The organism is Bacillus sp. NEAU-Y102, assembly GCF_054788175.1.
This window is the reverse complement of sequence record NZ_JBTWFK010000005.1, coordinates 116,592-129,494: the sequence shown is the minus strand read 5'-3', so window position 1 is coordinate 129,494 and position 12,903 is coordinate 116,592. Positions and strand designations below refer to the sequence as shown.

At 33.3% G+C, this 12,903-nt stretch carries 11 protein-coding genes and 1 pseudogene; 8 read left to right on the top strand and 4 right to left on the bottom strand.

All coding sequences use genetic code 11. The annotated features are described in order from the left end of the window. Positions 1 to 23 precede the first annotated feature (23 nt). Positions 24 to 1,244: a WXG100 family type VII secretion target gene (locus ACYFX0_RS14655; protein WP_247727961.1), complete on the top strand. Its 1,221-nt coding sequence runs from the start codon at positions 24 to 26 to the stop codon at positions 1,242 to 1,244. 12 nt (positions 1,245 to 1,256) lie between these two features. Beyond that, positions 1,257 to 1,709: an SMI1/KNR4 family protein gene (locus ACYFX0_RS14650; RefSeq protein WP_106081342.1), complete on the top strand. Its 453-nt coding sequence runs from the start codon at positions 1,257 to 1,259 to the stop codon at positions 1,707 to 1,709. Positions 1,710 to 1,747: 38 nt separating this feature from the next. Here the strand turns inward: ACYFX0_RS14650 and ACYFX0_RS14645 are convergent. Then, positions 1,748 to 2,046 (bottom strand): annotated as a pseudogene (locus ACYFX0_RS14645) (DUF4878 domain-containing protein). Between the two features lie 200 nt (positions 2,047 to 2,246). Between ACYFX0_RS14645 and ACYFX0_RS14640 the strand changes: the two are divergent. Next, positions 2,247 to 3,875: a peptide ABC transporter substrate-binding protein gene (locus ACYFX0_RS14640; RefSeq protein ID WP_000823503.1), complete on the top strand. Its 1,629-nt coding sequence runs from the start codon at positions 2,247 to 2,249 to the stop codon at positions 3,873 to 3,875. Positions 3,876 to 3,926: 51 nt separating this feature from the next. On the opposite strand, the gene ACYFX0_RS14635 is transcribed toward ACYFX0_RS14640, so the two are convergent. Then, a complete protein-coding gene (locus ACYFX0_RS14635; RefSeq protein ID WP_000483974.1) occupies positions 3,927 to 4,457 on the bottom strand; it encodes a GNAT family N-acetyltransferase in 531 nt (176 codons plus the stop codon). Between the two features lie 142 nt (positions 4,458 to 4,599). Here ACYFX0_RS14635 and ACYFX0_RS14630 point away from each other — a divergent pair, with 142 nt between their 5' ends. From ACYFX0_RS14630 to ACYFX0_RS14620, 3 genes are all read left to right on the top strand, one after another. Continuing rightward, positions 4,600 to 5,298: a response regulator transcription factor gene (locus ACYFX0_RS14630; RefSeq protein ID WP_106081341.1), complete on the top strand. Its 699-nt coding sequence runs from the start codon at positions 4,600 to 4,602 to the stop codon at positions 5,296 to 5,298. Beyond that, positions 5,264 to 6,364 carry a HAMP domain-containing sensor histidine kinase gene (locus tag ACYFX0_RS14625; RefSeq protein ID WP_189654328.1) on the top strand — a complete coding sequence of 367 codons (1,101 nt, stop codon included), beginning with the start codon at positions 5,264 to 5,266 and terminating at the stop codon, positions 6,362 to 6,364. Before ACYFX0_RS14630 ends, ACYFX0_RS14625 begins: the two co-directional genes overlap by 35 nt. Before the next feature lie 71 nt (positions 6,365 to 6,435). Further along, complete coding sequence (locus ACYFX0_RS14620) at positions 6,436 to 7,296, top strand: M23 family metallopeptidase (RefSeq protein WP_106081340.1); 861 nt, start codon at positions 6,436 to 6,438, stop codon at positions 7,294 to 7,296. 59 nt (positions 7,297 to 7,355) lie between these two features. On the opposite strand, the gene ACYFX0_RS14615 is transcribed toward ACYFX0_RS14620, so the two are convergent. Next, positions 7,356 to 8,651, bottom strand: coding sequence for an Nramp family divalent metal transporter (locus tag ACYFX0_RS14615; RefSeq protein ID WP_106081339.1), 1,296 nt, complete (start codon positions 8,649 to 8,651; stop codon positions 7,356 to 7,358). A 479-nt stretch (positions 8,652 to 9,130) separates the two neighbouring features. Here ACYFX0_RS14615 and trhO point away from each other — a divergent pair, with 479 nt between their 5' ends. Then, positions 9,131 to 10,090, top strand: a complete 960-nt coding sequence (gene trhO, locus ACYFX0_RS14610; protein ID WP_000246235.1) for an oxygen-dependent tRNA uridine(34) hydroxylase TrhO — start codon at positions 9,131 to 9,133, stop codon at positions 10,088 to 10,090. A gap of 157 nt (positions 10,091 to 10,247) precedes the next feature. Here trhO and ACYFX0_RS14605 read toward each other — a convergent pair whose 3' ends face one another. After that, complete coding sequence (locus ACYFX0_RS14605; RefSeq protein WP_000387459.1) at positions 10,248 to 11,723, bottom strand: hypothetical protein; 1,476 nt, start codon at positions 11,721 to 11,723, stop codon at positions 10,248 to 10,250. Between the two features lie 175 nt (positions 11,724 to 11,898). Between ACYFX0_RS14605 and panE the strand changes: the two genes are divergently transcribed. After that, on the top strand, positions 11,899 to 12,843 hold the full coding sequence (gene panE / locus ACYFX0_RS14600; RefSeq protein ID WP_460270834.1) for a 2-dehydropantoate 2-reductase: 945 nt from the start codon (positions 11,899 to 11,901) through the stop codon (positions 12,841 to 12,843). The last annotated feature ends 60 nt before the right edge of the window (positions 12,844 to 12,903 follow it).

Here is a 12,903-nt window from a genome sequence, read left to right as displayed (position 1 = left end):
GAAGGGATGGAATGAGCACGTAAATTAAGGTAACACAGGAACAATTAGAAGAAGTTGCTAAAACAGTAAGAAATACGAGATCATCATTAGAATATATACATAAAGACTTATACTCTCAAACTGAATATATAGCTTCTCAGTGGAGCGGAGCAAGCAGTGATCGTTTCTATCAGATGTTTAATGAAGCAAAGCCAATGATGTTTAACATTTTGCAAGAATTAGATAAAATCGCAGTAGAATTAGAACGTGCAGCTGTTAAATTCCGAGAAGCGGATGAATTGTATGGCGGAAATTTAGTTAATTCTAATATTCAAGAAGGAGCCATGTGTGGAAAACTCCCTCCAAAATCAGAAGAGTCATTTTTGAATAAAAAGGATTTAAATGCTGCGTGGACTGGTATTTCTACTGGTTTTATAGATGGTGCTGTAGATGCATGGGAAGGATTTGTAGCTTTAGGAGATAAAGAAACCTGGTTAAATATGCGAGATGCGATTGTAAACTATAGGGAGACTCTTCCTGCTGCATGGAACACTGTATCAGATACATTTATGAATAAATTTTGGAATGGGGATCTGGAAAGTAGAGAGCATTATGTAGCTTATGGTATAGCAACGTTAGGACTCGGACTTCTGGGGGATAAGGGTCTTAGTAAAGCAGGACAAGTTGGGAAGGTAGCTGCTATTACAGGTTTTACTAAAGGAAAATCACTTGTAATTAATTCCCAGGCATATAGAAATGCATTACATATATTAAATAACTATGAATTTAAGGGTGGTAATCCTCTTTCATATGCGGGAGTCGGAAGTATTCAACAGTACTTGCAGAAAGCAGCCCCATATACTTATGAGGGTCCAAATGGTCCGAAAACAATAAGATTAAGATTGGGTGAGTTAGCGGGAAATAAACATCCAGTTACAGGAATTCCGTATGATTTAGATGGTTTCCCTATTTTTAAAACTGTTTCTGAAGTTAAATTAAAAGAAGCAGATTTTAAAAAATCTAGACCAACACATGATAGAATATGTAGTAAAGCATTATACGAACAAATAATGAAAGACCCTAAGTTAGCTGCAAAATTCACAGAAGAAGAAATAGAGTTATTTAAGCTAGGCGAGGTACCAGAGCATTATACATGGCATCATCATCAAGAAGCAGGACGAATGCAACTTGTTGATTATGAAACACATAGGAAAACAGGTCACACTGGTGGATATAAAATTTGGGGAAAAGACAGCGATAAGTAAGGAGGAGTATATATGAGCAACGTTACTTGGATTGGAGTAAATAAAAAAGAAATTACAGATGAAAACATTCAGAAAGTAGAACAATATTTCAATATTAAATTCCCTATGGATTTTATAGAATGTGTAAAAAAATATGATAGTGGCTATCCAAGACCCAAAATATTTGATGTACCCGGACAGGATGAGAATGTATTTAGCAAGCTTTTAACTTTTGATTTAGAAAGTAGAAATTCAATCATCCAAGTTTATGATGATATAAAAGATAGATTAGCAAATAAAGTATATCCCTTTGGTAAGGATTCATTTGGGAATCATCTGTGTTTTGATTACCGTAGCAATCCCGAATTACCAACAGTAGTATTTTGGGATCATGAAGAAGAAAACATAGAGGAAGCAATATATCCTGTTTGCTCAACATTTACAGAATTGCTTGCTAGTCTACGTGATTTCGAAGAAGAAGATTGAGGAAACTAAAAAACGGCCTATTTACATAGACCGTTTTTTTATGATTTACTAATTTTCCAACCATCATCCGTTTTCTCTAGTTCAATTACGATTACTTTTTTGGATTTTATAGTTTTTAAGATCTTTGCTAACTGATTTCATTAGATCTGTATTTCCCCCCCACAAAAGCAACGGTTTTCTTCGCTTCAGGAGTGAATAACTCTCTGAAATCTTTTGCGTTTCCTTCGTTTTCATTTTCTTCGGGATCATGATTATTTTCACATGCTGTAAATACGCTGTGAGAGGATACACGAGTAATTAAAATTAAAGATGAACGGCCAGTTGGATATTTTGGGATTATAACTAAAAAATTCACCTTATTATTTTATATGTGTTTTTTGTTGAAAATCAAAAAGATTCCAAGATAGTCCGTACCCTTTTAAAAAAAACTTTTTTCTTGAACGAATAAATATTCAAAAGAATGTCGCATCTTTCTGTTAGTATTTCTGCTATAATATATTACGCTTTATAATATTTTATATTTAAGGAGAACAACTCATGAAGCGAAAAAAGAGCCATTTAATGGTAATGGCACTTGTTACATCTTTATTATTAACAGCTTGTAATAATAAAGCGGATAAAAGTGACATAGAGGTTAAAAAACAAGTGTTAAATGTAACAGTATCAGAAGAAATTCCTTCTCTGGACACTGTGAAAACAACAGATGGTACATCAGCGCACGTTATGCAGAATATATTTGAAGGGTTATATGTATTAAATGATCAAGATCAGCCTACTCCAGCCATAGCAAAATCGTTTAAAAGAAGTGAAGATGGTAAGAAATATACATTTGACTTGCGTAAAGATGCAAAATGGTCAAATGGGGATAATGTAACAGCAAATGATTTTATGTTTGCGTGGAAACGTGCAATTAACCCTGAAACAGCATCTCAATATGCGTCCATGCTCTTTTATGTAAAAAATGCGAAAGAGATTAATAAGGGAGCAATGTCTCTAGATGAACTTGGAGTTACGGTTATAAATGATTATAAGTTAGAAGTTGAACTAGAACAGCCAATTCCGTATTTTTTACAGTTGTTAGCATTACCTATATATTTACCACAGCATGAATCATTTTTGAAAGAACAAGGAAACAATTATGCATTGGAACCTAGTAATCTCATATATAACGGTCCATTTGTATTAGAAAAATGGAAGCATGAACAAGAGTTTCAATTAAAGAAAAATGCTACATATTGGGATCAAAAGAAAGTGAAACTAGACGAAATAAACTTTCATATCGTGAAGGATACAATGACAGCTGTAAATTTATATGAAGCCGGAGATTTGGACCGGGTACCTATTAATTCGCAAGTTGTAGACAAGTATAAGGGGAATAAGGAATTACATATGTCGAGTGATTCTGGAATTGCTATGCTTCGTTTTAATGAAAAAAATACCGCGTTAGCAAATAAAAAGGTGCGTCAATCTATTTCATTAGCGTTAAATAAAGATGATTTCGTTGCTCACTTTATTAATAACGGAGCAAAACCTGCAAGTGGACTTGTACCAGTTGGTCATGTAAATGAAGAGACTGGCAAAGATTTTAGAAAAGAAAACGGAGATCTTTCTCTATATGACTTACAAAAGGCGAAAAAGATTTGGGAAGAAGCGAAAAAAGAACTTGGAGTAGGCGAAGTAAACCTTGAGTTTCTAACATTTGAACAAGATAACGCAAAACGTATGGCAGAATATATAAAAGGTGACTTAGAAAAGTATTTGCATGGATTAACGATACAAATTAAACAACAGCCATTTAAGCAAAAATTACAGTTAGAACAAACAGGTGATTACGATATAACTATGGCAAATTGGGGACCTGACTATAAAGACCCAATTAGTTATTTAGAGTTATTTACGACAGGGAATCCGAATAATAAAATGAATTATTCTAATGTTCGTTACGATGAATTAATAAAGAAAGCGAAAACGGATTTTGTACTAGATAGGGAAAAACGATGGGAAGCGTTGCGAGAAGCCGAGCAGGTATTATTAGAAGATGCTGCGGTGGCGCCGCTTTATCATATTGGCTCAGCGTATGTACAAAAGGAGTATGTAAAAGGGATTGAAAAACATCAATTTGGTGGTGTTTATACTTATAAGAATGCTTATATTGCTAATGAATAAATACAAAAAACCTTACTTTTTAAAAGTAAGGTTTTTTACACATGAATTCTATTAAACCGATTTTAATAAAGCGTAAAAATTCGTATCATATGGGATATCATCTTGATACATATAATTTTTTAGAACGCCTTCTTTTTCAAAGCCTAATTTTAATAGTACTTTATTGGAAGCTTCATTTTCAAGAAATACAATTGCCCCGATCCGCTTTAAATGAATCGTATGGAAACCGTATGATATAACCTCAGAAACAGCTTCAGTCGCATATCCTTTTCCCCAGTGTTCAGGTAAAAAGGCATAACTTATATTGGCTCGTTTATGCTCAGAAGACCAATCGTGAAAACCAATGGTACCGATGAGTTCTTTCTTGTCTTTTAATTCGATTCCCCATTTTATACCGTTTCTTGCATTGTAACTGAGCTTAAAGTTATGAATGATTTGTTTCACTTGATCAACATCTTGTAACGGTTTTTGGCCATAATAGCGCAGTACATTAGTATTAGAAAAGCATTGTAATATACGCGGTGCATCTTCTTCGGTAAGTTCTCTTAAAATGAGTCGGTCTGTTTTCAATATAGGAAACATGCTTTCACTCCATTTCTTTTGAAACTAGAATGTGTTGTTATTATATAATCTAGTCTGAAAATAAAGATTATTCAAGAGGGGAGTATGGTTTTAATTTATGATAAAATTAATTGTGGAATATATTTCAAAAAGAGGTTTGTATATGGAGAAAAATTCAATTTTAATTGTAGATGATGATCAAGATATTGTTCAATTTATAAAAGTGAATCTAATGCAAGAAGGTTTTAAAGTTTTTAGTGCTCATAACGGAGAAGAGGCTTTAGAAATAATAAATAATAACAGTATTCAACTTGCTATTTTGGATATTATGATGCCTCAAATGGATGGTATAGAACTTTGTAGAAGGGTTAGAGAGAAACATAGTTTACCAATTATGTTTTTAAGCGCGAAATCATCGGATGTAGATAAGGTAATTGGATTTAGTACTGGGGCAGATGATTATATTGTGAAGCCGTTCAGTACAATTGAATTTATCGCAAGAGTGAAAGCTCAATTAAGAAGGTATACATATTTCAACCAAAATGCTGTTCAAGTAATGGAAAAGAAAATAAATATTAGAGGTTTAGAAATAGATGAAGTGTCGAGAACAGTAATGTTATATGGAGAAACAATGAATCTTACGAAAACTGAATATGATATTTTGTACTTAATGGCCGCTGCAAAGAATCGTGTGTTCACTATTGAAGAAATATATGAGAGCGTTTGGAAAGAAAGAGCCTATGAAAGTAATAATACAGTAATGGTTCATATTGCAAGATTAAGAAATAAAATTGAAGAGAATCCAAAAGAGCCGAAGTTTATTCAAAATGTTTGGAGAGTCGGATATAAAATTGAAGATTAAATCATTACAAGGCATTAGAGCTAAGTTTTTTATTGCATTCATATGTAGCATTTTGTTAGCAACTGTAAGTATAATAGCGTTTCAAATTGTAATTGGAAATATATATAGTCATGTTACTGCGTTAGAGGAAAAATATTCATTTTTATATTTTATAGTTTTTTTGATTTTTACTACAACATACTTTGCATTCATGACAAAAACGATGATGAAAAGATTATCTCAAATTAATAAGAACGTGAAGAAAATAAGTGATGGTAATTTTGAAATACATATACCTATTTCGAAAAGCGATGAGATTGGTGAACTAGCGGCAAATGTTAATAGAATGGCGAAAAGTTTAAAAGAGTCTATTGAGAATGGAAAAAAATTACAGGAAATGAAAAATGAAATGATTAGTAATATTTCTCATGACTTACGAACGCCAGTTACATCTTTAATAGGTTATGCGGACCTGTTAGGAAATAAACTTCATTCAAATGGAGAAGAATGTGAAGAGTATGTAAGTATATTAAAGCGAAAAAGTTATGAATTAAAAAATCAAGTAGATGATTTATTAGAATACTGTCAAATAAATTATAGAGAGATTGAATTACATAAAGATGAAATAGATATGAAAGCATTAATTGAACAAATCATGATTGACTTTGTACCACAATTAGATGATGCCAATATGAGCTTTTATATTAAAAGTGATGAAGTGCTACATGTAGAAGTTGATGTGGCACTTATAGTGAGACTATTTGAAAATGTAATAGGTAATAGTATTATGTATGGAAAAGATGGAAAGGAAATTGCAATTGGAATTTCCAATAAAACAATGAATGTTGAAGTAGAAATTAAAAATTTTGGACAATGCATTCCGAAAGAGGACCTTCCTTACGTTTTTGAGAAATTTTATCGTAGTGAAAAATCACGTAGCTCTCATACGGGTGGGAAAGGAATAGGACTTGCAATTTCGAAAAGTATAGCACAGCTCCATCAAGGGGATATAACTGTACGTAGTAACGATAAAGAAACAGTTTTTACTGTAAAATTACCGCAGTATAAAAAAGTAAGAAAGTCGTAAGTATTTCTTTCATATGTCGTAATTTTTACTTTGTATCATTGAGAAAAAGGATATGAGAGTAGGGATACGACATGTGGAAGAAATTTTTATTAGTAATTATAGTTCCTTTTTTAATTATAAGTTGGAGTTTAATTTATGTAGCTAATGGTGTTACATCAGTCTTTGTTTGGTGGAGTATACAGGCTTTTAGTGTAATTTCAGTTTTTCTCTTAATAGGATCAGTAATAATGTTTTTTTTGAACGGCATTTTTAGAAAGCGGATAGATAGAACGCTACTTTTAATTATTCTGTTTTCTATCATTGGAGCTTGGCCTGTCGGTTGGTTTGCTAATATAGGTAGAATTGCTTATCCAGCAGATATACAATCGATGAGTCCTAAAGCAGTAGTTCGTGTTCCTTTGAATGAACGAGCATTGATAGGTTGGGGTGGTGATCGGTTAGAAACGAACTATCACGTTATAAAACCAAATGAAAGGTGGGCATATGATATCCTTATGCCGCCTGCTGAAGTGAAAAGTAGTATGTTAGAGGATTATGGAATATATGGAGCAGAAGTAATGGCACCAGCTTCTGGAACAGTTGTATCTATTAATAATGATGAAAAAGATGTAGTTCCAGGAGAGGATGATTTTCAGTCGATGGCGGGGAATCATATTTATTTACGACTAGATGAATCAGGGACATTTTTGATTCTTGCCCATTTAAAGAAAGGCTCAATTAAAGTGAGGGAAGACCAACATGTAAATGAAGGAGAGGTTCTTGCTCAAGTCGGTAACTCCGGAAGTTCAAGTGAGCCGCATTTGCATATTCATCATCAAAGGCAGGATCCGTCCAAAGTAAATATGTTTTTTGCGGAAGGATTGCCACTTTACTTTCGAACTGAAAATGGTGTCATGATGCCGGAAAGAGGGACATACATAAGTGGTAAGTAGAAGAAAATCATTTCATCCAAAAAGGGTATTCCAAATTAAAATTGGAATACCTTTTTTCATTACCCTACAAACGTTTGATACAGTAAGAAAATATTTAAAATGATAACGAGTGCTGCAATTATCCATGCGATAAATGTTGTTATACGGTGGTTAACGAGTGCACCCATAATCTTTTTATTACTTGTAAACATAATAAGTGGCACTAGTGCAAATGCAATACCAAATGATAAGACGACTTGACTCATAACGAGAGCGTAAGTTGGATTTACACCTAAAGCGATAATAACTAGTGGTGGAATCATTGTAATAAATCGACGTAAATATAACGGAATATGCATGCGAATGAATCCTTGCATAATAATATCACCTGACATTGTACCGACAGAAGAGCTTGATAAACCTGCTGATAAAAGTCCAATCCCAAATAATGCAGCCGATACAGGACCTACTAAGTTGGTAAATTGAGTGTAAGCAACATCTAAATCTTCAACGTGCATACCGTTTTTAAAGAATAGTGCAGCTGCTACAATTAACATACTTGCATTAATTGCTCCAGCGATAACCATTGCAATAATAATATCGATAAATTCGAAACGAAAAATCTTTTTCTTTTGTTCGTCAGTTGTTCCAACCACGCGGCGTTGTGTTAATGCAGAATGCAAGTATATTGCATGCGGCATAACTGTCGCACCTAAAATCCCTGCTGCAAGTAATATACTGTCTACACCTTGGAATTTCGGAATAAATATTCCTGAAAGAAGGGGACTTAATTCTGGTTTTGCATAAAAAACTTGGATCCCAAATGCTATTACTACAATAAAGATCATCCCTGTAATAATAGCTTCTAGTGAGCGAAATCCTCTGCGTTGAAACTCAAGAATAATAAATGATCCGACTGCTGTAATTAAAGCAGCTGGTAACATAGGTATTCCAAATAATAAATACAATCCGAGTGCTGCCCCGATAAATTCAGCTAAATCTGTAGCCATAATAACGAGTTCACCTTGTATCCATAAGCCGATAGACACAGGCTTTGGAAAGTTTTCACGAGCTATTTCGGGTAAATTGTTTCCTGTAGCAATTCCTAATTTAGCCGATAAAGTTTGGATTAATACAGCCATTAAGTTAGAAGCGAATATAACCCATAATAGTAAATATCCATATTGTGAACCAGCTGCGATATTTGTAGCAAAGTTGCCAGGATCAATATAAGCAACGGACGCGATAAAAGCGGGCCCTAAAAATGGTAACAGTCTTTTCCAGCCTTTTGTTTCTCCACTTAAAGCTAAGTGAGCTGATTGTACAGTTGTACTTTCAGAAGGGAGATGTTCATCTTTTGTTATATCTTTATTCATAGTAGTTTTCCCCTTTAAAATGTTAACTTGATGAAATTATTGTATTTATTCTTACTCATTATTTCAATACATTTAAATATGTTATGTGATAATTTCATTTGAACACGAAAGTTTCCTTAATGCAAATTATATGCCTTTATGCAATGGATGGTGTGATAATGTAAAATGAATTGGGAGTTTATGGTGTGATGACATGGGGAAACATAGTGAATTAAAGGGCTGTTTTTGAAATTTATGTGAACATAAAGCCGATAATACAGCATATTAATTGATGGAATTGCATTTGTATGATATATAATATATTGGGATTACAACATAACCATAGTGTTTTGATGTGTAATCTTGTTTTTTTATTTTTGTTAACTGATAGAAAATAGTATAAAGAAAAGAAAATGGGATTCATTTTCTTATTATATATGTTTTGATATGAACGTTAACTTATACATGATTTTAAAAATTAGATAGGTGGTAGAAATACATTGGCAACTACAAAACCATACAGAGTATTACTATATTACATGTACACAACAATTGAAAATCCAGAAGAATTCGCGGCAGAGCATTTAGAATTTTGTAATTCACTTGAATTAAAAGGAAGAATTCTTGTAGCAAAAGAAGGTATTAACGGAACTTGTTCTGGAACTGTAGAGCAAACAGAAAAATACATGGAAGCAATGAACAATGATCCACGTTTTGATGGTATCGTATTTAAAATAGATGAAGAAGAAGGGCATGCATTCAAGAAAATGCACGTACGTCCTCGTCCAGAATTAGTTACACTTCGTCTAGAAGATGACATTAACCCACACGAAATAACTGGGAAGTATTTAGAGCCAAAAGATTTTTATGAGGCAATGAAACAAGAAGATACAGTTATCATTGATGCACGAAATGATTATGAATTTGATTTAGGACACTTCAAAGGTGCGATTAAACCTGATATTGAATCATTCCGTGAATTACCAGATTGGATTAGAGAAAACAAAGAAACACTTGAAGGTAAAAAGATTTTAACTTATTGTACAGGCGGAATTCGTTGTGAGAAATTCTCAGGTTGGTTAGTTCGTGAAGGTTATGAAGATGTAAGTCAGCTTCACGGCGGAATTGTAACGTACGGAAAAGACCCAGAAGTACAAGGTGAGCTTTGGGATGGACAATGTTACGTGTTTGATGAGCGTATCGCTGTACCAGTAAATCAAAAAGAACATGTTATCGTTGGTAAAGACCACTTTACAGGTGAACCATGTGAGCGCTATGTAAACTGTTCAAATCCAGAATGTAATAAGAAAATTTTATGTTCTGAAGAAAACGAAGCGAAATATTTACGTGCATGTTCTCATAAATGTCGTGTAAGTCCACGTAACCGCTACGTAATACAACATGAATTAACGGAAGAGCAAGTAGCTGCTGCATTAGAGAAAATCGAAGCAGGGAAGTAAGCTGAATTCGTATAATAAAAAGGTACTCCAAGCTTTATTTTGGAGTACCTTTTTTGTTATACGGTTCTGTCATTTGTCGGTAATTCGATATATTTGAAAAATCGCTGATAAAAATTTCATTTACTGCAGCATACCACATATTTGGAAATAACCTTCTTTAATTTTTATCCTCTTTTTCTTTTACAGCAGACAGTACAGTTTGTTTTACCCATGCTTTTCTTCTTTTGTGCTGCACAGCCCATTGGTATAACCCTTGAGCCCCTAAAATAAGTGAAATGACAATGCCGCTAATCGCAATTAATAGAGCGAAAAATTCAAGAGGTGACGATATTTTGTTTGAATCGGTGTTTCTTAGAAGATCGATCATAGTAAACCCTAACATTTGGCCTACTACAGAGTAGAGCGTTAAAATTAATAATAAGAGACTATCTTTTTTTGAGGCGACATTTTCTTGATATTTAAACAAACTATCAAGATTTTGTTTCGCGTTCGAGTATAAAACCTCAATATTAAAAAGTTTTCTTAAGCGGAAGAAAATATCTTCACTTTGTGATTGAGATACTAATTCTAAAGAAAAATAATTAGCAGTGAACGAATTAATCGAATAAATTAATTTCTCTATTTCATTAGTATCTTGTTCAATATTTAGCTCAGCATAGGCGTTTGCCATTTTTAATAAAACAATTTTATGGAATAGGTTTAATAATAAAGCGTAATAAAATTCTCCGTACATTTGACTAGCAAGTTTATCGATTTCGCGTTCTCCTTCATTTGTTACACATGTAAAAATATGTTCTTCCATAATGAAATAACGATTTGGAGCCCATCTCTGGTAAGCGTGTTTTTTTAAATAGTTATGAATGTAAGGAAGGTTACTTGCACTCACATATGGCTTACCATCACTTGTTAATCCGGAAAGACTGGAAGTACGATAAACATCCACTTCATTAAGTTCCATACCTTCTTTTAGTGACAATAAAGTTTGGACGTACATTCTCTGGTCTTCAAAGAAAGGGAAGGTTTGAAAGTATGAACTTCTTAATCTCTTCTTTTCAAAGAAATCAGTTACGCCATGAAATAAATAACCAAAAATGAATTTTTCAACTTGGGAATACTTTTTTCCGTTACATTCAATACAAATAGACTCATTTGTATCAGTTTTAGTTTCAAGTACACGGAAGCGATCTGCGAATTCGATTGCTTCAGATAAAGTCATGTTTGGAGCAGTGTTTACTTCTGTTCGAATTGTTAAGAAGCCAAGTTCATAAGGACAAAGTGTTACATCAATAGAGTGTATCTTGAATGGAATTGAAATAAGGTTTGTTGTTAAATGTCCAGTTAAGTTAAGATCTTTTGAATAACGTTGCAAGCCCTTTTGATGCTCTGAGTGAGGAAAGAGAATTTTATTTGTAAATGAGAGATAGTATGCTTCCATATTTTGATGTGAAACTTTAAACTCCCCATAATATGTATTTTCATCATCGAGATGATCGAGCCGAAAAGGACGAAAATCGTTTTTTTGTAAGAAAGGGAACATATTTTGTTCATATCCAGTTTTAAACGAAAACGGGAATATAAATTGGAATATAGCTGTTGCTACACCTTTTTCCTCAATTGTTTGTATTGCCTCCATCTACATTGTTTCCTTTCCATATATGCTATAGAAACAACATGCCCAAATTTATTTGAAAATAACCACTGTTTTATACTCAATTGAGAGTGAAAATTCAGCTTATTTAGCAGAGGACATGTATAATGTTATGTATACTAAAAGTTGTAAAATTGTATTTTGAAAAGGGGGATGCTGTATGCGGATTTTAGTATTAGGCGCTGGTGGAGTCGGAGGGTTTTTTGGTGGCAGATTAGTCGAAAAGGGAGAAGATGTTACATTTCTTGTTCGTAGTAAACGGAAAAAACAATTAGAGGAAAGAGGACTTGTAATCCGAAGTGTTAACGGGGATTTTTCCTTCCAACCGAAATTAATAACGAAAGAAGAGAGAACTTCTCCATTTGATGTCATTTTATTTTCAACAAAAGCGTATCACTTAAACGAGGCTATTCAAGATTTGAAGCCGTTTGTTGGCGAAAATACTGTAATCATTCCATTGTTAAATGGTATCGCTCATTTATCACTACTACAAAAAGAATTCGGCGAAGAAAAAGTAATTGGCGGTTTATGCTTTATCGAGACGACATTAAACGATCAAGGAGAAATTGTACAAACTAGTGCTGCCAACAGACTTGTGTTTGGAGAAATTAAGTCTCAAAATTCAGAGAGAGTAAAGCATATTTCTAAAGCATTTGCAGGTACGAAGTCTAGTTTTGTTTTAAGTGAAAATATTACGCAAGATATGTGGCATAAATATTTATTTATTACTGTAATGTCAGGTGTGACAACGTTAATGCGTGCACCAATTGGACCAATCCGTGAAAGTGAAGGCGGCCGTGATTTTATCCGTAATGTGTTTGAGGAATCTGTACAAATCATGAGAGTATTAGGAGCTCCAGTAAAGGGAAATATTGCCCAGGAACATATGAAAACGATTGATAAAATTTCGTATGATATGAAGTCATCGATGCAGCGTGATATGGAAAAGGGTTCATTTATTGAAGGGAAGCACTTGCAAGGATATTTACTGGATGTAGCAGAGAAATTTTCTATAGCGGCACCATTATTAGGAACTATATATCAAAATTTAAAGGTGTATGAAGAGATGACCTTTAACAAATCTGTAATAGAATTAGATGTATGAAAAAATAAAAAAGATAGCAATATATAAGTGTATTGCTATCTTTTTTATTTTTTTGTATGA